The sequence below is a fragment of the Clostridium sp. UBA1056 genome (assembly GCA_002316385.1).
Taxonomy (GTDB): Bacteria; Bacillota; Clostridia; order Clostridiales; family Clostridiaceae; genus Clostridium_J.
On the sequence record DCDL01000008.1, the window covers coordinates 1 to 24385 of the forward strand.

Below are 24385 nucleotides of genomic sequence, written 5' to 3' on the forward strand. Positions count from 1 at the left end.
GGCTGAGCGTTAATAATATATGGGCATGCTCAACATTTCTTTTAGATTAGTTTATTTTGTGAAAGCCCTTTTTTGAGTATAAAACCTTACATGCATGTCACATTCCCGTAAGCTTTGTAGATAGCAGTATATGCATTATTATTATAAACTAGTGCTATCAGTTTTAAAGGAGTGATAGTTAATGGATATAATTTTTATATTAAAGGCTATTATAATTGCCATAGTAGAGGGTTTAACTGAATTTATACCAGTATCTTCTACAGGGCACATGATATTAGTAGGATGGGCAATTGGTTTCCACGGAGAGTTCGCCAAGATGTTTGAAGTTGTAATTCAGCTTGGAGCCATAATGGCAGTGGTTGTTTTGTATTGGAAAAAGATTGAGGAGAGTATAATTGAGTTCTTTAGTTTTATATTCACCCGAGGGAAAAAAGGAAAAACAGGCTTTAGATTTGGAATAAATGTTATTATGGCGTCTATTCCAATGGCGATTGTGGGAGTGCTATTTTACGATAAAATAAAAGCAAAGTTTATACCTGAAGCTGTTATAGTTGGGTTTATAGTTGGAGGAGTATTATTAATAATATTTGAGAACATATATAAAAATAAGACTAGTAAGGTAGAAGACATAGATAATATAACACCTGGACAATCACTTAAGGTGGGGTTATTACAGCTTTTGGCTGTGTGGCCAGGAATGTCAAGAAGTGCTTCAACAATCATGGGGGGATGGATTGCAGGATTATCAACACCAATAGCGGCAGAATTTTCATTTTTCATAGCTATTCCGGCAATGATAGGTTCTTCAGGAAAGGATTTATTTGAATTTAGCTACTCTATAATGACACCAACTCTATGGATTGCATTAATTGCTGGATTTGTCGTAGCTTTTTTAGTAGCTTTAATAGTTATGAAAAAATTTGTGGATTTTCTGAAAAAGAAACCACTAAAGGTATTTGCTATATATAGAATAGTAGCAGGGATTTTACTAGGAATATTAGTATTAACTAATATTATAACTTTAACATAATAGAGGTGAATAGAATGGGAGTTTTAGAAATAAGTAACTTAAGTAAAGTATATGGAAGTAAGATATTATTCAGTGCCTTAAATAATATAAGCTTCTCCATAGAAGAGGGTGAATTTGTAGGGATTATGGGGCCATCAGGAAGCGGTAAGACAACCCTGTTAAATATGATTTCAACAGTAGATAAACCAACCTCAGGAGAAATAACAATAAAAAATAAGAATCCTTTAAGGTTACAAGGAGATGAACTTGCTTTATTTAGAAGGAGAGAATTAGGTTTTGTATTTCAAGATTTCAATCTGCTTGATACCTTAACTGTGGGAGAAAATATAGTGCTTCCACTTACGCTAGATGGTATCTCGGTTAAAAAACAGGATGATGAGCTTAACAGAATATCAAAAATACTTGGAATAGAGGATTTGCTAAATAAGAGAACTTTTGAAATATCCGGTGGAGAATCTCAAAGAACAGCAATCGCGCGAGCATTAATTCATAATCCTACTTTAGTGTTGGCAGATGAACCTACTGGTAACCTGGATTCTAAAGCAGCTAAAATAGTAATGGAATTGTTTGAACAAGTAAATAAAAAGGAAAGGGTAACTACAATTATGGTAACCCATGATCCTCTATCTGCCAGCTATTGCAGCAGAATTTTATTTATAAAAGATGGAGCTATATACAATGAGATTTATAGAGGGGATAGCAGACAGCAATTTTATCAGGAAATTATTGATGTGCTTGCACTGCTAGGAGGTAGTAACTAATGAATCTTAGAGAGTTTGCAATTAAAAATGTGCAGAGAAATGCAAAAGCATATTTTGCATACTTTTTAAGTAGCACAATATCGGCAGCCTTATTATTCTCTTTTACTATGCTTATACTTCATCCTGATTTTAAGGTAAGTTCTTTTCCTCAGCACATAAAAAATACACTTTATGTCACAATAGTGATAGCATACCTATTTATATGTTTATTTGTGTTTTATTCCATAAGTGTTTTTCTTAAAAGTAGGTATAAAGAATTTGGAATACTTTATATTATAGGCTCTTCAAAAAGGCTAGTACAAAAGATGATACGTATTGAAAATATGCTCATTAGTTCAGTAGCAGCGATTGCAGGTATATTGCTGGGATTAATTTTCTCTAAGATACTTTTCGCCGCCAGCGGAAAGATTTTAGGATATAATGCACTAAAGTTTTATCTCCCTATTAAAGCTATGACTATTACTTTTAGTGCTTTTGTAATGATTGGAATAGTAATTTCAACTTTTTGCACATTTATTATAAAAGAAGATAAAGTTTTAAGTTTAATAAAGGGAACTAAAAGACCAAAATCTGAACCAAAAGCCTCTGTTACTCTTGCTGTCATATGTATATCGCTTTTAGCTGTAGGATATTTTTTATCAGTTACAAGCAGTGAAAAAACAATAACAAATAGAATAATACCTGTAACGGCAATGGTCGTTGCAGCTACCTATTTATTGTTTTCTCAATTAAGCGTATTTATAATCAAGTTACTAAAGAGAAATAGAAGCTCATATATGAAAAAAACTACAATGCTTTGGGTTTCCAATTTACTATACAGGATAAAAGATAATACCAGAATGTTTTTCATAATTACAATAACTTCAACGGTTGCCCTTTCAGCGATAGGATCAGTATATGCTTATTGGAGAGATAAGGAGTACCAAATAAACAGAGACTTTCCGCAAGCATTCTTCGTTTCTAATACTTATAACAGTAAAGATAAAGTTGATTCAAAAGCTGGTTTTATTGAAAATTCGCTGAAAGCTCAGGGGATATCCTACACTAAAGCTAGTGATGAAATGAAATTTGTTATTCCTAATGACGACACAGATAAAGTAGTTATAATTAACGAAGATTGTTATAAAAAGTTAGCATCAGTACTGGCTTTAAATACTATTTCCTTTAATGATCATGAAACTATAAAGTATGTATCTTTATCTGGAGATAAAAGAAAAGATATTAGTCTGAATGATATAAAGCTGGAGGTTACCAAAAAGAATGATAAAGGGATACTTCCTACAATTTATAGAGATGTATATGTAGTTAAAGATGAGATATATGAAAGTATAGCTGGTGATAAGTATTATTTTGCTACATTTAATGTAGAGAATTATAAGGATACATTGAATATATGTAAAAATTTTTATGATAACTTTGGAAATGGTGATAAGTTCAATAATAGTTTTTTGAAAGCGGATATACTGGAAAGTACTAAAATAGCTTATGGAGTACTTTTGTTCAGTGCAATATTTATCGGACTTATATTCTTTGTAACAACTGGAAGCTTCTTGTACAATAAGTGCTACATGAATATTATAGAGGATAAAAACAAATACAAACAGTTAAATAAAATAGGGTTAACTTTTAAAGAAATAAAGAGGATACTAAATATTGAAATAGGAGTGCTGTTTTTACTTCCTTATATAGTTGCTGTAGTGCACTTTGTCTTTGCTATGAGTGCATTAAAATATAGCTTTGACATTGAGATAGTTATTCCAGCATTGCTAGTGGTAGGAATTATGTTAATCGCTCAGATTATATATTTCTTCATTGTTAGAAAAAACTACTTGCTAGAGATGAAAAAAAGTTTGACAAAATAAATAAGATATGTAAATAGAGCTTTATAAGCTATGAATTTTAGAAAAAGTGCTAATCTTGTACGGATGAAGCACTTTTTTCTTTGATTTTAATTTCTATACCAAGACCAAAGAACCTAATCTTAATCTTTCCTCTGTAGTTATTCTTCTTTAAAATTTTTACTACCAAGATACAGTCCGTTGAATAAATTAAAATTAAAATGACAATCCATAGACATAAGTTCGGCAAATATACCATGCTTGTAAAGATTATGAGATAATCTATTTCTGGCGTTTAAATGAATAGACAAAATAAGTTTGGGAAATATAAATCTAAGTATTATAATTACTTTAATAATATTGATAGCTCTATATTTAAATTGTTTTAGGAGGCGCTAACAGTGTATTTAGGAGATTTAAATATATTAGATTTATTGATTAAAACAACATTAGTTTTTATAATAATGTTGTCTTTAACAAGAATATTAGGAAAGAAACAAATAAGTCATTTAACATTTTTTAACTATATTACTGGGGTCACCATTGGCTCTATTGCAGCTAACATGATTAGTAACGTAAGTAAATCTTTCATTGGTGAAATTTTATCCTTGATTTGGTTTTGCGCATTGACTATATTATCCGAGTATATAGGATTAAAATCAGGAACTATAAGAACCATAACTGATGGTCAACCAACTATTTTAATAAAGAAAGGTAATATAATAAAACATTCACTTAGCTTGAATAGACTTAATATGGATGATTTATCAATGATGCTTAGAAAGCAAAGTATATTCTCCATTAAAGAAGTAGAGTATGCAGTTTTAGAGCCAGATGGAAGTTTGAGTGTATTAAAAAAGCAACAGCAACAGAATATAACAAAAAAAGATATGAAAATACCTACAACTACAATAGACTATATCCCATGTGAGATAATTGTTGATGGTAAAATAATAAAGCACAGTCTAAAAGAGTTAGACTTAAATGAAGAATGGTTAAAAAAACAACTGAAACAGCATAATATTAGTTCTATAAAAGATGTATTCTATGCTGAAATTCAAAGTGATGGAACATTGTTTATAGAAGAGAATTAATTGAAGAAGATAAGGAATTATTCATCCTTTGGTCTTTGCACTAAAACTACTAATAAAGGATTATTTAAGAATCTAATGAGTTTATAAAATGTGAAAATATAAGAAAGCTTTAAAGTAGGATATCAAAACTGGTATCCTACTTTAATGTATAGATTATTTTTTAGTAATTCTCCATATAACTCCAGTCTTTGGTATAAATTCATCAGGCTCATTCTCTGGAGTAACTGCGAAATCTAATATATACATAGCATCATCAGGTCCAAACAACACATCTATTGGCCTTTCAAAGCCACCATCACCTGTATAAGAAGCTGCAAAACCAGATTTATTAATAGCAAAGTTAGTTATTGATCCTGTTTGCATATTAATTCTTGATATTCTGTGACCTACTCCAGGAAGAGGTTTACCTCCTGTGGTTTCTGGAGCTTCACTACCATATTCAGCAATATAAGCATCTCCATAGGGACCAAAATCACTATTATAATTAAAGTCAAAGCCCATTATAGCAGAATGTGGAGTAAAGATGGCAAAGGGTTTTGGAGGAATCATTGGATGATCAGCAATTAAAAATTTAGGTTGAGGTTTGCCTTCTGCTTTAAATCTTGATAATGTTACTGGAAGTCCTCCAGTGTAATCGGGCCAACCATACCAGAATCCAGGCTTAATTATTTGGAATTCGTCTGGAGAATTATTAATAGGCCTACTGCCTCTAACATCTGAACCATGGTTTGTACTAAATAACCTATTAAATCTATCAAATTTTAATCTAAAGGGATTTCTAAGCCCCCAAGCAATTAACTGAAGATCTGAACCATCAGGGTTCGCTCTAAGTATACTACCGCTAGCTCTCACAATTCCTTTTACCATTTCATAAGGTTTACTTGGCACACCAAAGGGGGAATATGCACCAGTAGATGCATAATCATTTGGTGATGCAATTTGAATATTCTTGGTTATAAAGTTTTCACCATTGAGAATTATGTCATCCCCAGGATAATCATGAAAGAATGGGTGGTTCTTAATCCAACCGTTGTCCAATCCCACTACACCAGAATTGGTAGCTGTTCCTTGTCCGAAATACATTTTTCCATCACGCCCAAATATTACCTGATTGTTATGATGATCACCAAGACTAGGTAAACCAGAAAGTATATTTTGCTTCGTCCCATCAGGCTTTATTATAGTTATAAATCCTCTGTGAGATACATAAATATTTCCATTGAGATAATTAATACCTGTTAATGGAGGATTAAAGCCTTCTGTAATTACTTCAAAGCCTTTGTTAGAAAGGCGTAGAACTTTACCGCTTCCTGAGATAACTCCAGCATCAGCTACCAGCATTTCTCCGCTCTCTGTAAAAACCATACTTATAGGAGTATCTAATCCTTCTGCGAATACATCTATGTTATAGCCTAAGGGTAATAATATGTCTGAAGGATTAAGTTTTCTCTTGTAATTTTTATTACTTTCACTATTGAGTGTAGTCATATTGTCATATGATTTCTCTTCTCTTACCATAAAAGACTCCTACAAATTTAATAATATTTAATAGTATATTCTAGCAGTTCATTGATGGTTCCTTATAAAGCTACAAATATAGCTAAATAGCTGTAACAGAGAAAAGCTTAAATTCATATAATATATAATTGATTATATAGATTAATTATGAATTAATTTTATGGGGGAATATGAGAATGAACACTAAACCTATTGTAATCGGAGCATTGTTTGCAGTTATAGCAGCTTTATTTCAACTAATACCTACTTTACTTTCGGAAACATTTATATTTTTAACTATATTTAGTGCAGTACCTATTTATATTGTTTCAAGGGTAAATCCTAAAGCCGGTATTTTATCATATTTTGTAGCAAGCATGATTATTATGATTTTAAGTGTGCATGAAGGACTATTTTTTTTATGCACCAATGGAATTGTTGGGATATCACTTGGAATATGCAGTTGCTATAAAAAAAGCAAGACTATTACTTGGGTTTTAAGTTCACTGATGCTAACAATTACATTAAGTATTATGAATTATGGCATAGGTATACCTGTATTTGGTAGTAAAATTCCAGGGTCATTGGCAATTCAGATAGCAATAATATTCGCTGTCTCAACAATTTATAATATTTTTTATTACTATTTTTCCAGTTTCATTTTCAAACTTCTAGAAAAAAGAATTTAATTCCTTAGCTGTCTTGTATGCTGAGAATCCTACTTATTAATGTGAAGTTTTATAGTTATTAACTCTTTAAAATTTAAGTATTTACTTTTATGTGACTTTATATTATTGCAATAAAGTAAAGTATGTAAGATGGGGCTTTCGCAAAATATATTGCTAATCCTATATAAAATATTGAAGGTGCTCTTTAATAATATAAGTGCTTATTCAATATTTATTTAGATTAGCTTTTTTTGCGAAATCCCCTATTTTTATATCCTATTTTCCAAGATACAACTTTAAAAGTTCAGGTTATTTGCTAAATGTTTGGTGTATGATGTTAACAAAATATCAAAATATTTTTTATGACCAAAATTTATTTTAAATTTTCATAATGTTTTAATGTATTAAATCTACTGATATCATTTAACCATAGTAAACGATTAATGAAAATGATTAATAAATAGGAAGGATGATATAAATGAATTACTTTGAAGAAAGCTTAAAATTGCATGAGGAAAAAGTTGGAAAGCTTGAAGTAATAAGTAAGGTAAAAGTTAGAACAAGAGAGGATTTAAGCTTGGCTTATACACCAGGAGTTGCAGAACCTTGTAGAAGAATCCATGAAAATGAAGAAGATGTGTACAAGTATACTTCAAAGGGTAATTTAGTTGCTGTAGTAACAGATGGGACAGCTGTCCTTGGGTTAGGAGATATAGGACCAAAGGCTGGACTTCCTGTAATGGAAGGTAAGGCAATATTATTTAAAGAGTTTGCAGATGTAGATGCATTCCCGATTTGTTTAGCAACAAAGGATGTAGATGAAATAGTAAGAACTGTTAAGCTTATAGCTCCTGGATTTGGAGGAATCAATTTAGAGGATATTGGTGCACCAAGATGCTTTGAAATTGAAGAAAGATTAAAGAGTGAACTTGATATACCTGTATTTCATGATGATCAGCACGGAACTGCCATAGTTGTTCTAGCTGGACTTATAAATGCTTTAAAGGTAGTTGGAAAGAAGATAGAAGATATTAAGGTAGTAGTAAATGGCCCTGGAGCAGCAGGAACTGCAATAGTAAAATTATTATTATCTTCTGGAGTTAAGAATATAATTGCTTGTGATAAGTTAGGTACTCTTTATAGAGGAAATGAAAACCTTGATGAGGCTAAGAGGGGACTAGCTAAGATTACTAATCCAGATAATGTTCAAGGCACTTTGGCTGATGCAATGGTAGGTGCTGATGTATTTATAGGGGTATCTGCTCCAGGAGTTGTATCACAGGATATGGTAAGGTCTATGAATAAAGATTCAATACTCTTTGCAATGGCAAATCCAACTCCAGAAATTATGCCAGAGGAAGCAAAAACAGCAGGTGCAAGAGTAATAGGAACAGGTCGTTCAGATTTTCCAAACCAAATTAACAACGTATTAGCTTTCCCAGGAATATTTAGAGGAGCTCTAGATGTTAGGGCAAAAGAAATAAATGAGGAAATGAAGATAGCAGCGGCTTATGCTATAGCTTCTATGATAAAAGATGAAGACTTAAATGAGAACAATGTAATTCCGTATGCACTAGATAGAACTGTTGCAGCTAATGTATCTGAAGCAATAAAAAAGGCGGCAAGAGAAAGTGGTGCAGCAAGATTATAAAGTAAATAAAAAATAGGAGGGAATTAATATGCAAATTCCGATTAAGAAAACCCTTGATAAAATTCCAGGTGGTATGATGGTTGTTCCTCTTTTTCTAGGGGTATTAGTTAATACATTTTTCCCACAAGTTCTAAATATTGGTGGTTTTACAACGGCATTATTTGGACCAAAAGCATCAACAACAATTTTGGCCTGTTTTATGTTTTTAATTGGTTCACAAATTAACTTCAAATTAGCACCGAAGGCATTAAAGAAGGGTGCATTATTAATAACAGGAAAATTTATAGTAGGTGCTGGTATTGGTATATTTGTAGGAAAAGTTTTTGGACCTGCTGGAGTGTTAGGTTTATCACCATTAGCCATACTTTCGGCATTAACAAATTGTAATGGAGGATTATATGCATCTCTTGCTTCACAGTATGGTGACGAAACTGATGTAGGTGCTTACGCTTTATTATCTTTAAAAGATGGTCCATTTTTTACATTAGTTGCATTAGGTGCATCAGGACTTGCTCAAGTTCCTATTATGTCACTTGTAGCAGTATTAATTCCAATAGTAATAGGAATGATTTTAGGAAATATTGACTCTGATATGAGAGCTTTCCTTGGAAGCAGTAAATTATTATTAATTCCATTCTTTTCTTTTCCATTAGGTGCAGGAATGAATCTTGAAACTATTGTACAAGCTGGAGGACCTGGTATATTATTAGGAATAATAGCTTCCTTAACTGGAATAGGAGCTTATGCACTTCTAAAATTATTTAAAGAAGAGCCTATAATTGGTTTAGCAACAGGGTCAACTGCAGGAAATGCTGTAGCGACGCCAGCTGCTGTTGCAGCAATAGATCCAACAGTAGCTGCTATAGCAACAATAGCTACTGCACAAGTTGCAGCAGCATGTGTAGTATCTGCTATCGTTTGTCCATTTATTGTTTCTTATGCATTTAAGGTACTTAGAAATAAAAAAATTAAAAAATTAAATAGTGAAGCTAGTGCATGATAAAAAATGATTATTAAAATTTCAATACAATATTTTTCTACCTATAATAAATAACATAAAGTAAAGCGAACTTATAAATACTAAATTTAGCCTATGGGTAAGGTTAAATAACATATAATTAGATAGATATTAAATTAAACACGGAAAAATGGAAGACAATAATGAAAGAAGTGCTATATAATAGGATTGAAATATCTATTCCTATAGTAATCCTTCTATCTGTATTCATGGTCTTCTATGATTCCGTGTTTTTTAATTAAAAAACCTAGATTTGCACATATTAAAGTTGGGGTGATGAATGTGAAAAAAACCATGAAATTGCAAACAAAGCTTACTATACTGATTATTGTAGTAGTGTTTATTTCTATATCTATAATCATTTTTTTTGTTACCTCATGGATGAGTAGAAATATTGAAAGCAGGGCTAGAACTAATATTATGAATGTGTCTGAGATGGTAGCACATTCTAAAGAAATAATAGATGAACTAAAGATAAAGGATCCTAACAAAACTATTGGACCCTATATTGATATGCAGCTTAAAAATTTAGATCAGATTCAGTATATAATAGTAGCGGACACTGACGGAATTAGATATTCTCATCCTAATCCACAGATGATAGGTAAAAAATTTGTGGGAGGAGATGAATTTATGGTAGTTAAAGAAGGAGAGACATACATTTCTGAGGCTACTGGAACACTGGGAAAATCATTGAGAGCATTTACTCCAATATATGATACAGAAAGTGGGGAAGAGATAGGCTTTGTTTCTGTAGGTACACTTACACATAGCATTGAAGAAGCTAAGCATATGGCCATATTATATATAATATTAATTTCTTTTGGTGCTTTGGCGGTAGGTATAGTAGGAGCCTTTCTGCTAGCTAATAACATAAAGAATACTTTACTAGGACTTGAGCCTGAGGAAATAACAAAGCTGTATAATGAAAAGATGGGAATTATCGATGCAATTTATGAAGGGTTAATAGCTGTTGATAATAAAGGAAAGATTACCCTTATAAATGATTCAGCACTAAATATATTACATTATGAAAACAAGATTGATAAAAGTGATATTATAGGTAAGAACATAGAAGAGGTTCTTCCGACAACGCATTTGATTACAGTTTTGGAAACAGGAGAATGTGAATTTGGCAAAGAGCAGAGGACAAATAATACTGTAATAATGACTAATAGAATTCCTATAAAAGATAGAGGAAAGATTGTTGGAGCTATTGCTACCTTTAGAGATAAAACAGAGGTGACAAGACTAGCAGAGGAGCTTACCGGTGTAAAAAAGATGGCATGGTCCTTGAGGGCTCAAAATCATGAATTTATGAATAAGCTTCATACTATTGCCGGGTTAATACAACTTGAGGAGTATGATGAAGCACTACAATTTATATCTGATGTAGCTAAAAGCAGATATAAAATAAGCAGTATTTTAACGAAAAGAATAAAGGATCCGTCTTTATCGGCAATATTGCTTTCAAAGTATAACAAGGCTGAAGAGAGTAGAATTAAGTTTAAAATAGACGAATCCTCCAATCTTAGGTACCTACCTCAATATGTGACCTCTGATGAGATCGTATCAGTAGTAGGAAATTTAGTTGAGAATTCCTTAGATGCGGTTAGTAATGATGGAGACGGGGAAATCTATATAAAAATAGTACAACATAAGGATTGGCTTGAGATAAAAGTTAAGGATAATGGTCCTGGAATTAAAGAGAAGTACAGAAATAAGATTTATGAGCAAGGATTCACTACTAAAGAAGGGCAAAGAGGTCATGGCATGTATATTGTAAGGAAAATAATTGAAGAGGCTAATGGTAGCATTGAATTTAAGGTAGATAAAGGAGTTCTTTGGGATATAACTATACCTATGGTAAGAGGTGAACAGCTTGATTGAAGTAATGATTGTTGAAGACGACCCTATGGTAAGAGAGATAAATTCAAAGTTTTTGAAAAAGGTGGAAAGCTTTAACCTGTATAAGGCAGTAGGTAATCTTACTGATGCTAAGAAATTTATTGTGGAAAGGAAGCCAGACTTAATATTGCTAGATGTTTTTCTTCCTAAAGAAAATGGTATTGATTTTTTAAAATGGCTTCGAAATAAGGAAATTGATGTAGACGTAATATTAATCACTGCAGATAAGACTACAGAAAGAGTGCAGGAAGCTTTTAGGTATGGAGCTGTGGATTACTTAATAAAACCTTTTAGCTTTGAGCGATTTAAAGAGGCACTTATTCAGTTTAAGGAAAGGCACTATGGATTTAAAAAAGGAGATGAAATTGAACAAAGTGCATTGGATAAATTAATTTCAAATGCTGCTGTAGTTCAGGAAGAGGAAGGACTTGCAAAAGGCCTTAATAAATATACTTATAAATCTATATGGGAAGAGATAGAGCGTAAAGATTCGGAACATTTTACTGCTGAAGAATTATCGGAAAAAGTAAAGGTAGCGAGAGTTACTATTAGAAGATATTTGGAGTACATGGAGAAAGAAGGAGAACTAGAAAAACTAGTGGAGTATGGAAAGGTAGGAAGACCGCAGCATAAGTTTAGAAAGTTATAAAGTTATATAGAAAAATATTTAAAATGTTATAAAGGGGAATATTTAAATATTTAGCATTTTAACATTACAACATTTTAAAATGTTGCGTTATATAGGGGATTTAAGTAGAATTATCCTTCAAAGCCTTAATAAAGCTGGAATGTTCATAGTAGTAAACAGTACTTTAACCAGTGTTATAGATAAATTTAAACCGTATTAAGAAGAGCGATGATAAGGATATATTTTTGAACTTATTACTAGATTTTTTATAAAAGATAGGATTATAGAAGTTGAAAAGGAAGAGTTTAACCTTTTGTGGTTGTATTTATAATCTATATATGGTATATTTAGGGTGATAATTTTGAAAGGAGTGGTTGCGTATGATTAAGAAGGATAATAGATTTTTATTAAATTTATATATGCAGCTATTCCAGATGAAAGTTATTAAAGTTAGTTTTGTTTTATAGATATATTAATGTTGATGTTATGAATCAATATTATGAAGATGAATTTATTAACCTTGGAGTAGTTTATTTTAACTGTTTCAGGGTATTTTTATACCTAAATTTGGCTTAGCTGCATATAGAAATGGGGAAATTATATATTATAAAGGGGTGTAAAAAAATGACATTTGAAAAGTTAAATGAAAAGTATTTAGAGGATGCAGTTAAGCTTGCGCAAGCACAATACAATATGGAGCAGAAACATATTGAAGCCTTATATGAAAAAGACTATAAAGATGTTCTGACTGATTTATTGAGTAATATTTTTAAGAATAAGCACGGCTTGGTAGCTGTTGAGAGAGGAAAAGTATTAGGATATTTAAGTTTTTGGGGAAGTATGAATGGCCATTTTGGTAATGTTAAAGGTTCATTTTCTCAGTTATTTGCAAATGCTTATTGCGGAGAAAGCAGGGATAAAATAGCATCACTTCTATTTCAATATACATCAGAAGAAATGACTAAGGAAGAAATTTTAAGTTATGCAATTTGTCTATATAGCCATGATGTTGAAATTATAAAATCTTTGACATTGAATGGATTTGGTATCAGGTGTAGCGATGCAATCAGAAATGTTAACAAGCCACTCAATATTAAAATTAACACAGAATATTCTTATGATGAAATACATTATGGGGAAGAGGGATGACTGTTAGCATTAAGTAACAGTTTAGTAAGACATATGAGAAAGAGCCCTACTTATTTTCCGAAGGAGGAGCTTTCAGAAGAGGAATTTACTAAGAGATGCTATAATAGGCAATCACGTTTCTTTATTGCCAAGGATAAATCAGAAATAATAGGATATTTAGAAATTGCCAATGAGGGAGAAACATTTATTACTGGAGAACCAGACTATTTGCATATTTGTGGAGCATATTTGAAAGAAGACTATCGCGGTGAAAATATAATTCAGAGTTTACTTTCCTTTGTTATTGAAATACTAAAGAAGGATGGTATAAAGCGATTAGGCGTGGATTTTGAGACAATTAATCCAACTGCATCAAGGTTTTGGGGAAAGTATTTTGATAGTTATACTTACAGCCTCGTTAGAAGAATTGATGAAAGAATTCTTAGATAAAAAACTAATTTAATAATAAGTATATTAGCATTATGAGATGTTAATTTATTTAGTTGTTTTCCTCTTATGCATAAGGTTAGAATTATTTATAATACTGTTGATATAGACATAAAAAAAGGACTTATTTTAATAAAGTAAGTCCTTGATACTTCTTTAAAGAAGATAGCGAACTAGCATAACTTTACATTGTGCCCATCCCCTGTAGCCTCTCTTTAAACGAGTAATTAACAGTCAATATTTGCTTTTCTTGCTTGACTACATAAATCTCTGACATTAAGTGCGTATTCCTTACCATCTTTGATAAAGTGAGTTCCACATTGTCTAAACTCAAAATGAACTCCTTTAGTTATGCACTGCTCTCGAATAGATAAAACCCAATTGTAATTCAGCGGTCTTGCATTTCTATCAGATTCACCGCCAACTACCACCAATTCAGCATTATCCAGATATTTTGCTATATTTATATCTTCAATAATTGGCTGGCAAATTACATTCCTATGCTTTATTGGAAGGTTAGCAAATATAGGTAGCCTAAAGTCCGCTCTATCTTGATTTTCAACAGTGCAGCCAACAGCCACATTATTATATCCATTGTTCCAGTCATTCGGAATACATTGCAAAAACCTTTCGATTCTCTTTGTGAGAAAAATGAAATTCAAGTCCGAGCGTTCTCTTATCATTTCCCAACATTCTTCTCTCCATTGGTCAGCCTCTTCAATAAGAAAATCTGTAGAAAAGCATAGGCACACGGTTTGACCTGATTTAATTTTATATTCACCTTTTTTATTCTTTGCAACAGGTACATTAAAGTTATCTGTTTTTACAATAGTAGTTGTGTCTACTCCTATTTTGGCATCACCTTTATGAATATAGCAATATTTACATCCTTCGCTATATTTATGACAGCCACGCCACGGATTCCACATTACCATAGCAACACCACCTAAAATTTCGATTTGTCATAATTATACGAAATACTTGTACCAACAACTACATCTTCTATTTTTTAAATAATAAGACAACAATCCAATATTTTTTCTAATACCTTTTCCTTGTCATCACAATATACTAAATGTACCATACTTAATTCTCTTTTTAGAAACTGGAATCCATACTTCATACTTGGCATGCTCTGGGTCTGAATTTAAATACACTTCAATATCTGGTGCATTCCCATATTCATATCCTGAAGTTGGAAGCCATTCAGTTACAATTCTTTTTTCTAGTTCTTGTATAGATTGATTATTTCCTAATATTTGGCACACAATTTTTTGCAATTTTAAATTAATGTGACGAATTAATTATAACATAAGTTTACCGTTATTTTCCAATGATATCTGAATTGATAATAAATTAGCATATAACCATATTAGTAAATAAAATTTCAGTATTAAATGCTATTTTGAAATATATATTATTATGCTGATAACTCTTATCTTACGACACAAAAATGCCGTATGGTTCATTACTGAATACTACGGCATTTAAATTAATTATACTATTTCAATACTTTTATTAAGACGATCTAAATTGAAAAAAGCTTATTCCTCAGCAAACTTTACTAACTCTTCATTAAATTTATCTTTCTCATCGTAGAATACTCCATGGCCACTATAATTAAACGGTATAAGTTTTGAATTTTTAATACTCTTATTTTGTATTTCGCCTAGTTCAAATGGAACAATCTTATCATGAATACCATGAATAATCAAAGTAGGAACATTTATTGTTTCTAGATCAGAGAACAATACTTCATTTATCCAGGTATTTGCAATAGCTGCGGTTGACCATCCGGCTGCCTGTAGACCTAATTGGAAGAACCAATTTGAGAATGGCTGGGTTATATGTTGAAAGAAGAATAAATCTCCAAAACCCTCAAGCATTTTTGGACGATCAGTATATGTTCCATTAATCAGCTGTACGACAGTTTCCTTGTCTAAACCATAAGGAAAACCAGGACGCTTTATGAGACTAGGTGCCACCGCTGCGATGAGAACAAGCTTTGATATTCCATAGCCTTTATGACGAGCCATATACCTAACAGCTATTGCTCCTCCGTTTGAATGCCCTGCAAGTATAATATCATGTAACTTAAGTGTATCAATTACACATCTAACATCATCGGACAATCTATTGAAGTCATAGCCTTTCCAAGGTTTATCCGAATTGCCAAATCCTCTTGTGTCTATTCCAATGCATCTGTATCCCATTTTCGGAAGCTGGTCAAATTGATATTCAAACAATTTATGACTTCCAGGCCATCCATGTATAAACAAAATTGTCTTCTTTCCTTCTGGATTAAGATCCTCAACATAGATTTTTACATTTGGTTCTACCCTAATATAATATCCCAATGATAACCTCCAATAATTAAATAGTTATAATAATAGGATATTCATTTAAAGAAAAATATGTGAATAATATAATTTTTGTGAAAAATAGCATAAAAAATATGCTTTAAAGCTCTATCATTATTTTAATATTGAGCAAGCATTGCAATTAATCGAAATTATTTAATACTTGTAAATGGAATTAGCTTAGCTTAAAAAATATTATGGTGGTTCTATGCCATGGAAGGAAGAAGCTGCTATGACGAAAAAGATATCTAAAAGTAAAAATTATTAATAACAATAATTATATATTAGAGAGGAGACAGGAAAGGATGAATATAGCAAATGCGAAAGTTAATCATGTTATCTAATCTAAAATCTTGTGTGGGAAAATATATAAAAAATCACATAGAGTTGACAAAGTATTATTTGTATTAATATAGCCTTATGATTCTAAAGGTATAGTAAAAAAGACGTTGGTAGAAGCATAAGGCTATTTTATTTGCTATACGCCCCAATCTAATTTTAAAATATCTTTAAGAATTTTTACCTTATCAGCTCCAATTTCCTCAGTCACCTTTTGCTCAAGGGCTGCCTTTTGGGATAGGTTTATCTCATAACATTCCTCGCCTAGTGGAGTTAATTGCAAGCATTTATCCTTATTGTTATTTGTTGAATTTGTAATTTCAATTAATCCTTTTGATTCAAGATTTTTTACAAACTTATGAGTTGCCTGCCTGGAGATATCAACATGTTTTGTAACATATGATAGAGTTGGCTTTTTTTTATATATTCTTGCCATGATATACCATTCAGAGTTTGAAATATAAGTATCATTGTTGTTATTCCATGAGTCTTGGCATATTCTACGAAGTAGAATGTGACGCTCACTTATTAAATCAATTAAATCTAGGCTTTGTAATTCAGAATCCAATCACTTCACTCCAATCATTATATTTACTAAAATAATATACAAATAATATACATAATTCATTAGGGATTGTCAATTTAATTGACAATTTGTTTAAATTAATGTACAATGAAATTAGTCAACTTAGTTGACAAAGTACATTAAGGGAGAAAGTGGAATGTTTAATGTTGGAGAATTAATCATTTATTCAGCACATGGTATTTGCTGTATAGATGGTATATGTGAAAAAATAGTAGGCGGTAAAAAAAGAAATTACTATAAATTGCACCCAGTGGATGATTATTCATTAAGTATAAGTGTACCAGTGGAAAGTGATAAGGTAGCTATGTTACAGCTTGTGAATAAAGAGGAAGCAGAAGAGATTTTAGAATCCTTCAGGGAGCCAGGTATAGAGTGGATAGAAGCAAATAGTGAAAGAAACCAAGTATATTCTAAGATTGTAAAGAATGGGAATCGTAAAGAAACTTCTAAGGTAGTAAGTACTTTAATGAGAAAGAAGAAAAAGATTGAAGCTGAGGGAAGGAAATTTCATGAACAAGATAATAGACTTTTAACCCATACTCAAAGTATACTGTTTACAGAGTTGGCCTTCAAATTAGATACAACTTTTCAAGTGATAAATAGAAAGATTACTAAATTAGTGAATGAAAATGATTACTAAATATGATTATTTACTAATTCAAGCCTATGATAAACAGACTCAGTAGTAGTCAAAATAGGTGATAAGGATGAAGTTAGTAGGATTTCTAGAAATGATTTTGAAGAAGTAAGAAATAATATAGAAGAACAAATTGATGATAAAAAGGCAGGAATTCATAGTAATCATAATAAGGCATCTTCAAAAAATAAATAAGTCAGAATGTTCGTCTATTTTGTGTTATCCTACGTCAACAGAACCCTTAGATAGTGCTACTATCNNATTTATTTTCAGATGCCTAAAGCAATGGAAAAAATAAAGAATAGTTAATAACTAAGGTTGTTCAAAGTTTGAAATATAAACTTTAAACAGCCTTTTCGCTTTGCTTATTTTAAATATTTATGGAATTTGGGGGCGATTTTTCCTCTTGGAGCCAGGAAGTCTTGGGTAGAAAGGAAATTAACTAAAATGAGGTTTAAAAATAATTTGAGATAGAATTAAACTGTAGTAAAGATATAAATAAAAGAAAGGAAGTTTTAAAGATGTGTATATATGTTAATTAAATTCAGTAGAAGATTAAACTTCCTCTGAATTTTATTTTTTGATATTTACCCAAATAGGTATTGACAGGACCATTTAAGAATTGTATTATTGTATTAAGGGATTAGTACAACAACACAATAATACAAAAGAGGTGATTAAATGGCATGGGAATTTAAGGATCAAAGGCCTATATACATTCAACTAATAGAGCAGATAAAACTAAAAATAATATCAGGAGAATACAAGCCCGGACAAAAGTTTCCAACTGTGAGGGAGCTAGCAGAAGAGGCATCAGTAAACCCTAATACTATACAAAAAGCTTTAGCAGAGCTAGAACGTACAGGTTTTGTTTATAGTCAAAGAACTAGTGGAAGATTTATTACGGAGGATGTAGATATGATAAAAAATATAAAGCTAGATATAGCTAAAGATAAAGTGGTAAGTTTTCTTGAAAGTATGAAAAGTTTAGGACTTAGTAATGAGGAAATCATGGAGTTTCTAGGAAAAATGGCAAAGGAGATGAAGTAATGAGTGAACCTATTTTAGAATGTAAGGGATTAGTAAAAAAATATGAGAATAAGGAAGCACTTAAAGGTATTAATTTAACTTTAGAAAAGGGTAAAATAGTTGGACTTTTAGGTCCTAATGGTAGTGGGAAAACAACTTTAATAAAGCTAGCTAATGGCTTATTGAAGGCAACAGCTGGAGAAATAAAGATAGCAGGACTTACACAAGGCATAGAAACTCAAAAAATAGTTTCATATCTTCCTGAAAGAACTTATCTTAATGATTGGATGAAGGTATCTGATATCATAAATTTTTTCAAAGATTTTTATGAAGATTTTGATGAAAAAAGAGCCTATGATATGCTAAGTAAGTTAAACATTGAATCAAATGTTAAACTTAAGACATTATCTAAAGGAACCAAAGAAAAGGTTCAACTTATTTTAGTTATGAGTAGGCAAGCAGAGTTATATTTTTTAGATGAACCTATTGCAGGAGTAGATCCAGCAGCCAGGGATTATATTTTAAACACTATAATAAGCAATTATAACGAGAATGCAACTGTAGTAATTTCAACCCATCTAATAGCAGATATAGAGAAAGTTCTAGACGACGTTGTTTTTATATCTAATGGAGAAATAATGCTACAAAAAAGTGTAGATGAAATAAGAGAAAGTAGCGGAAAGACGGTAGATGAGCTATTTAGGGAGGTATTTAGATGCTAAGAAAATTAATGAAATATGAATTTAAGGCTACAGGCAGAGTAATGCTACCCCTTTATGGAGCATTATTAGGTTTTGCAATTATTAATAAGATATTTATTGGAACTAACATGAATGAAATAAATATGGATTTCTTAGGTGGAATTCCTACTATTATAACAATGTTGGGATATTTCGTAACTATGGTAGCAGTTTTTGTGGGAACAATTTTTATAACTGTACAAAGATTTTATAAAAACTTATTTGGAGATGAAGGATATTTAATGAATACCATCCCAGTAAAAAGTTCACAAAATATAGTTAATAAATTAATAGTATCTATAATATGGACTATAATAAGTAGCTTTATAGCTGTAACTTCTATATTCGTAATGGCTTATCAACCAGGTGTATTTAAAGAAATAATTGCAGGATTTAAAAATATTTATCCTGAAATTGGATTAAATATTTTCGGTATAATAGAATTTATAATCCTTGGAATTGTAGCTTTAGCTCATCAAATTATGATGCTTTATACGTCACTTTCTATAGGTCAGTTGTTTAAATCAAAAAAATTACTAGGAGCATTTGCAGGATTTATGATAATAAGCATTGTTCAACAAGCAATAGTAGGAATAGGTGGAGCTATACTATTTGCAAACGGAGCTTTTGTTAATATATCTGCACAATATGCATTTCTTTGTGCAATAATTATTGGTTTATTTTTCCTCACAATTTTATTCTGTATAACTAACTACATCTTAAAGAACAAACTTAATTTAGAATAGTAATAAAAAATTTAAGCTTCAGTTTTAGTGATAAACTTAAACTGGAGCTTATTTTTTATTAAACTATTTATATATGGAAAGATATATAGGTAACTATTTAGATCAATTGCTTTAGCAGTGGATTTTATGATAAAGTCGTAATAACTTAATTAATTTAGAGATCATTTTATTAAGAGAACATAAGTAAGGATGTGAATGTAATATTATGAAAAGCCAATGGGAAGAAAAATGGTTAGAGGATGTAGAGTTTTTGAAGGAAAATCTCATAGAAAAGCATAAAAATTTATTTTTTAACATAAGTAGGAAAGAGTTTGATAGTAGGATAGATAAATTAAAGTCAATGATAGGTGAGCTTGATTATGAAGAGATGAAGGTAGAGATTTCAAGGGTGGTTGCCTCAATTGGAGATGCCCATACATCAGTTGCATTTCCTGCTAATAAGTATTTGCCCATTAAGTTTTATTGGTTTAAGGATGGGATTTATATTATAAGAACTAGTGAAGCTTATAAAAATTTATTATTTAAGAAAGTTATAGCAATTGAGGATATTAAGATGGATAAGATTCTTCATGAACTTTCAGAAATTATATCTTTTGAAAATGAATATTTTTTTAAGGCTCAGAGTATGAAGTATATGCAGGTTGCAGAAGTTTTATATGGATTATTGATATCAGATTCTATGGATAATATAAAAATAACAACAGAACACAATACAGTTAAAGTTAAAACAGTTAATACCAATGAATTAAAATATTCAGATAGTCAATTGCCATTATATGCAAGAAGATCCAATGAGAATTTGTGGTATGAATATTTAGAAGATAAAGAGGAACTTTACATAAAGTATAATTATTGTAGGGAAGATGAAAATAAAAAAATTAGTACAAAAATAACAGAAATTATAGACTTTATAGAGAAAAATTCTATTTATAAAATTACTATAGATTTAAGAAATAATCTTGGTGGAGATTCCAGATTATTAGAACCATTATTATGCTATATAAAGAATAATCTTAGAATTAATAATAGGGAAAAGCTGAAAGTAATAATAGGAAGAGAGACTTTTTCATCAGGATTACTTAATGCTTATCAATTCAAATTTGAGACAAACTGCGTTATCTGGGGTGAACCTTCAGGAGGAAAACCTAATTGTTATGGAGAAATATTAAGATTTGTTTTACCAAATAGTAAATTTAGTGTTAGCTACTCTACTAGATATTATAAATTGATAGATGATGATACTATTATGTCTCTGTATCCAGATAAGACCCTATATGAAAAAATTGAGGATTATATAAATAAATAATTAAATGATGCTAAAAAGGGGCTTTTGTAAAATATATTACTAATCTTATATAAAATATTGAAGATGCACTTTAATATTATTGGTTGGAGAATACTATTTGCATAAATAAGAATCTAAATCTTTGATTTAGTTATTCGAGCTTAGTTCTTCTAATTTATTAGAAGAACCTCCGAATATTTTATTACTTAGCATTATGAATGGTAAAATCGTAAGTAACACAACTTTTTTGAGTATATATGAGTTGTTGTGTTGTAGGTTTCATCTTGAATAAATGCTTTAGTAAATCAATATTCCGAAGCGGCTTAGCGTTAATAATATAAGTGCTTATTCAATATTTATTTAGATTAGCTTATTTTGCGAAAGCCCCTAAGCTACTTAAATACTTAACATTTTAAAATTTTTTAATTTTAAAATGTTGTTTTATCTATTAGATTGTCATAGTATTTATTCTTCAAGCTCTCAATAAAACTTAAATATTACTGTAACACTTTTAATTAGTACAACAAAATAATTTATAGTTACTAATCTTTAATTTTATACTGTAATATACTTTTAACACTTATCTCTTTAAATTAGAAATTAAACTTCTAGCCATAAAAATTAAAATTATTTTCTATACTTTGAACTAAAGCATTTCCCTCTATTCCCTTGAATATGGAGTCTACAGTATATCCCTTTACTTCATCATAGGATTTAAAAATTTTTTTAGCAGAACTACAATCATTGTATACTTTCCAATACCCACATAGTAAGCATTTTTTATTGTTACAATTAATAAAATCTTTTACATCATCAAGGGGGATCCCTAAAAATACACCTAACTCATGAGGACAATTATATTCTTCATACCTCTTTTTTAACATGATTAGATATTCTATAACAGCTCCATTCTCTGAGTAGCCTAAGCTAACTAAAAACTCTTTATTTCCATCTGTATTTATATATTTTTCAAGTAAATCATTATTATAAATTAATATTATAATTGAATCATTAGATTCTCTTAATTCTATAAACTTAAGATTAATATTTTTTATAAACTCTTTTCCTGTTAAGCACCAATTATTATATAAATCTTCATTACACTTATTAAAAGTTATAGTTGCGGCGGGTTTAACTTTTGCAATAACTAGTGATACACTATAAATTAAAAAGTTTTTGATATACTCTTCGCCATTCATAGATTCCAATTTATTATAAAATTCTAAACATGTCATTTTCATTACCTACCTATAAAAGTGTTATTTTTTTACCAAAATTTATGCACTCATCTTCATCTTCTGGTTCTCCACAAATAATTAAGCAATCCTCTTTTATTTCGCATCCATAAGAAATCATTCTATCTTCCCAGTCTCTCATCCACTTTCCGTCACCCCAACCATAGGAGCCAAATAAAGCTGCTTTCTTTTTAGATATCTTTGAAGATATCTCTTCAATAAAAGGTTCAAACTCAGATTCTTCTAATACTTCATCTCCCATAGATGGGCATCCTAATATAATTACTTCTTCCTCATCAAAGATGTCACTGTTAGCATTAGCAACATTGATTACTTCTGCATTTTTACCACCCTCTCCGATTCCTTTAGCAATTAATTCTGCCATTTTCTCTGTATTACCTGTACCTGACCAATATACTATTTTCATAACATATCCTCCTTAATTGAAAATTATTCTCAATTAAATATTAAGAGGTTTTTACAATATTGTCAATAGTTTTTGATAATTATTCTCAATTATATCTTAATAATTTAAATATGTAATTTTATTATGCTTGTTTACATGCAAATCTATACTCACTAAATTATTTTTAATAACCTAATTTAAAAGGGACTTTTGCAAAATAGATAACTCTATTTTATGAAAGCCACATCTAAAAAGCTGAAATCAATTTAAGATTTCAGTTTTTTATATTGATCTATAGTTGATAAAATTTTATAACATATATTTACAATTGAAAATTTTATAAAAAATAGAGACAAGTTTCACATTTTGTTGTATAAGTTATTTTGAACAACAATCTTTAACAACAGGAGTGAAGTATATGCCTCATATTTTGGAAGTGAGATTAAGTATACCTAAATATGATAAATAAATAAGCCAATGATATTAAAAAAAGATGATTCAATATAGGAATCATCTTTTAACATCTGATGATATTTCTAAAGCTATCCTTGATAAAAGTTACATTTGAAAATATATTCTATAAATATTTTGAAGGATTATCTAAAATCTCTTGAATTGCATTAAAATATTGTCCAACATGTAAGCCATCAACCAAGGCATGATGTACCTGAACAGATAGTGGTAACTTAATTTTACCACTTTCCTCAAAGTATTTACCCCATGCTATTCTAGGAATGCTGTCAACAGGATTCATCTGAATTGGGTGAGTTGCACCAGTAAAAGAAACCCAAGGAATACTGGTCATATATAAGAGATCATCACATCCAGGCTCATCTTCTATAATTATATTATTTTTTATTTTCTCAATTTCATTAGAGGCACTAGTTTTAAAATCATTAAATTCATTTACGAATTTTGATTTACAAAAACTAAATAATTCGCCTTCACCCATTACAGTAAAAGCAGGATTTACGATTTCATGTTCAACCACCTTATCTTCTCTTATTCTATATCGAAATTCTTTTATATCATTTGCTGCTTTTGTAGTAACATACAAAAATGATATGAAAAATGGGATTTCATTTTCTTTAATATAACTATAAAATTTTGTAATATCCACGTTACCGCAAATGTTAAAATGTGGGTAATCAAATCCCTTAAAAAAATTATAGTGGTCTTTTCTCTTCCAGCTTTCTATATCTATAAATTTCATTAATATATCACTCCCCATAAAAATAGTAAAATTTCTAATAAAATAACACAATTCAAATATTATAAATGTAGCATTTATGAGCACTTAAAAATGCCCAGAGTTAGCTTTTGAACTAAATTTCAAAGGATAACATTACCATTA

At 30.3% G+C, this 24385-nt stretch carries 25 protein-coding genes; 16 read left to right on the plus strand and 9 right to left on the minus strand.

Going from position 1 to position 24385, the window contains the following annotated elements; all coding sequences use genetic code 11:
- Positions 1-181 precede the first annotated feature (181 nt).
- Genes B3W71_RS03175 through B3W71_RS03185 form a run of 3 tightly spaced genes read left to right on the plus strand, consistent with a single transcriptional unit; the run spans position 182 to position 3653 of the window.
- The gene (locus B3W71_RS03175) at positions 182-1030 is read left to right on the plus strand and encodes an undecaprenyl-diphosphate phosphatase (RefSeq protein WP_346887495.1); all 849 of its coding nucleotides are present in this window, start codon (positions 182-184) and stop codon (positions 1028-1030) included.
- Positions 1031-1044: 14 nt separating this feature from the next.
- Positions 1045-1791, plus strand: a complete 747-nt coding sequence (locus B3W71_RS03180) for an ABC transporter ATP-binding protein (RefSeq protein ID WP_346887496.1) — start codon at positions 1045-1047, stop codon at positions 1789-1791.
- Positions 1791-3653, plus strand: a complete 1863-nt coding sequence (locus B3W71_RS03185) for an ABC transporter permease (protein WP_346887497.1) — start codon at positions 1791-1793, stop codon at positions 3651-3653. Before B3W71_RS03180 ends, B3W71_RS03185 begins: the two co-directional genes overlap by 1 nt.
- A gap of 49 nt (positions 3654-3702) precedes the next feature.
- Here the strand turns inward: B3W71_RS03185 and B3W71_RS03190 are convergent, their stop codons facing one another.
- Positions 3703-3879 (minus strand): hypothetical protein, encoded by a 177-nt coding sequence (locus B3W71_RS03190; protein WP_346887498.1) that lies wholly within the window; start codon positions 3877-3879, stop codon positions 3703-3705.
- A gap of 151 nt (positions 3880-4030) precedes the next feature.
- On the opposite strand from B3W71_RS03190, the gene B3W71_RS03195 reads away from it, so the two are divergent.
- Positions 4031-4723: a DUF421 domain-containing protein gene (locus tag B3W71_RS03195; protein ID WP_346887499.1), complete on the plus strand. Its 693-nt coding sequence runs from the start codon at positions 4031-4033 to the stop codon at positions 4721-4723.
- Positions 4724-4876: 153 nt separating this feature from the next.
- On the opposite strand, the gene B3W71_RS03200 is transcribed toward B3W71_RS03195, so the two are convergent.
- A complete protein-coding gene (locus B3W71_RS03200; protein ID WP_346887500.1) occupies positions 4877-6241 on the minus strand; it encodes a PQQ-dependent sugar dehydrogenase in 1365 nt (454 codons plus the stop codon).
- 176 nt (positions 6242-6417) lie between these two features.
- Here B3W71_RS03200 and B3W71_RS03205 point away from each other — a divergent pair, with 176 nt between their 5' ends.
- The 7 genes from B3W71_RS03205 to B3W71_RS03235 all read left to right on the plus strand — a co-directional run bounded on the left by B3W71_RS03205 (position 6418) and on the right by B3W71_RS03235 (position 13671).
- The gene (locus B3W71_RS03205; RefSeq protein ID WP_346887501.1) at positions 6418-6909 is read left to right on the plus strand and encodes a hypothetical protein; all 492 of its coding nucleotides are present in this window, start codon (positions 6418-6420) and stop codon (positions 6907-6909) included.
- Positions 6910-7366: 457 nt separating this feature from the next.
- Positions 7367-8539: an NAD(P)-dependent malic enzyme gene (locus B3W71_RS03210; protein WP_346887502.1), complete on the plus strand. Its 1173-nt coding sequence runs from the start codon at positions 7367-7369 to the stop codon at positions 8537-8539.
- A gap of 28 nt (positions 8540-8567) precedes the next feature.
- Positions 8568-9539 (plus strand): 2-keto-3-deoxygluconate permease, encoded by a 972-nt coding sequence (locus B3W71_RS03215; protein ID WP_346887503.1) that lies wholly within the window; start codon positions 8568-8570, stop codon positions 9537-9539.
- A 300-nt stretch (positions 9540-9839) separates the two neighbouring features.
- The gene (locus B3W71_RS03220) at positions 9840-11447 is read left to right on the plus strand and encodes a sensor histidine kinase (protein ID WP_346887504.1); all 1608 of its coding nucleotides are present in this window, start codon (positions 9840-9842) and stop codon (positions 11445-11447) included.
- A complete protein-coding gene (locus B3W71_RS03225) occupies positions 11440-12114 on the plus strand; it encodes a response regulator (RefSeq protein ID WP_346887505.1) in 675 nt (224 codons plus the stop codon). The genes B3W71_RS03220 and B3W71_RS03225 overlap by 8 nt, the downstream gene beginning before the upstream one ends.
- Before the next feature lie 603 nt (positions 12115-12717).
- Complete coding sequence (locus tag B3W71_RS03230) at positions 12718-13242, plus strand: hypothetical protein (RefSeq protein ID WP_346887506.1); 525 nt, start codon at positions 12718-12720, stop codon at positions 13240-13242.
- A gap of 33 nt (positions 13243-13275) precedes the next feature.
- On the plus strand, positions 13276-13671 hold the full coding sequence (locus B3W71_RS03235; RefSeq protein WP_346887507.1) for a GNAT family N-acetyltransferase: 396 nt from the start codon (positions 13276-13278) through the stop codon (positions 13669-13671).
- 224 nt (positions 13672-13895) lie between these two features.
- On the opposite strand, the gene B3W71_RS03240 is transcribed toward B3W71_RS03235, so the two are convergent.
- From B3W71_RS03240 to B3W71_RS03255, 4 genes are all read right to left on the minus strand, one after another.
- Entirely contained in the window at positions 13896-14603 is a 708-nt protein-coding gene (locus B3W71_RS03240; RefSeq protein ID WP_346887508.1) for a DUF5131 family protein, read from the minus strand.
- A gap of 126 nt (positions 14604-14729) precedes the next feature.
- Positions 14730-14969: a GyrI-like domain-containing protein gene (locus tag B3W71_RS03245; protein WP_346887532.1), complete on the minus strand. Its 240-nt coding sequence runs from the start codon at positions 14967-14969 to the stop codon at positions 14730-14732.
- 243 nt (positions 14970-15212) lie between these two features.
- Positions 15213-16025 (minus strand): alpha/beta hydrolase, encoded by an 813-nt coding sequence (locus B3W71_RS03250; protein WP_346887509.1) that lies wholly within the window; start codon positions 16023-16025, stop codon positions 15213-15215.
- A 481-nt stretch (positions 16026-16506) separates the two neighbouring features.
- On the minus strand, positions 16507-16935 hold the full coding sequence (locus tag B3W71_RS03255) for a MarR family winged helix-turn-helix transcriptional regulator (protein ID WP_346887510.1): 429 nt from the start codon (positions 16933-16935) through the stop codon (positions 16507-16509).
- A 154-nt stretch (positions 16936-17089) separates the two neighbouring features.
- On the opposite strand from B3W71_RS03255, the gene B3W71_RS03260 reads away from it, so the two are divergent.
- The 5 genes from B3W71_RS03260 (at position 17090) to B3W71_RS03280 (ending at position 21411) form a co-directional block, all read left to right on the plus strand.
- Positions 17090-17593: a CarD family transcriptional regulator gene (locus tag B3W71_RS03260; RefSeq protein WP_346887511.1), complete on the plus strand. Its 504-nt coding sequence runs from the start codon at positions 17090-17092 to the stop codon at positions 17591-17593.
- A gap of 678 nt (positions 17594-18271) precedes the next feature.
- Positions 18272-18640 (plus strand): GntR family transcriptional regulator, encoded by a 369-nt coding sequence (locus tag B3W71_RS03265; protein WP_346887512.1) that lies wholly within the window; start codon positions 18272-18274, stop codon positions 18638-18640.
- On the plus strand, positions 18640-19341 hold the full coding sequence (locus B3W71_RS03270) for an ABC transporter ATP-binding protein (RefSeq protein ID WP_346887513.1): 702 nt from the start codon (positions 18640-18642) through the stop codon (positions 19339-19341). The genes B3W71_RS03265 and B3W71_RS03270 overlap by 1 nt, the downstream gene beginning before the upstream one ends.
- Entirely contained in the window at positions 19335-20105 is a 771-nt protein-coding gene (locus B3W71_RS03275; protein ID WP_346887514.1) for an ABC transporter permease, read from the plus strand. Before B3W71_RS03270 ends, B3W71_RS03275 begins: the two co-directional genes overlap by 7 nt.
- A 205-nt stretch (positions 20106-20310) precedes the next feature.
- The gene (locus B3W71_RS03280) at positions 20311-21411 is read left to right on the plus strand and encodes a peptidase S41 (protein ID WP_346887515.1); all 1101 of its coding nucleotides are present in this window, start codon (positions 20311-20313) and stop codon (positions 21409-21411) included.
- Positions 21412-21998: 587 nt separating this feature from the next.
- On the opposite strand, the gene B3W71_RS03285 is transcribed toward B3W71_RS03280, so the two are convergent.
- The 3 genes from B3W71_RS03285 to B3W71_RS03295 form a co-directional block, all read right to left on the minus strand.
- The gene (locus B3W71_RS03285; RefSeq protein WP_346887516.1) at positions 21999-22625 is read right to left on the minus strand and encodes a DUF3793 family protein; all 627 of its coding nucleotides are present in this window, start codon (positions 22623-22625) and stop codon (positions 21999-22001) included.
- A 13-nt stretch (positions 22626-22638) separates the two neighbouring features.
- Positions 22639-23052 (minus strand): flavodoxin, encoded by a 414-nt coding sequence (locus B3W71_RS03290; protein ID WP_346887517.1) that lies wholly within the window; start codon positions 23050-23052, stop codon positions 22639-22641.
- 556 nt (positions 23053-23608) lie between these two features.
- Positions 23609-24244, minus strand: a complete 636-nt coding sequence (locus B3W71_RS03295; RefSeq protein WP_346887518.1) for a chloramphenicol acetyltransferase — start codon at positions 24242-24244, stop codon at positions 23609-23611.
- Between the last annotated feature and the right edge of the window lie 141 nt (positions 24245-24385).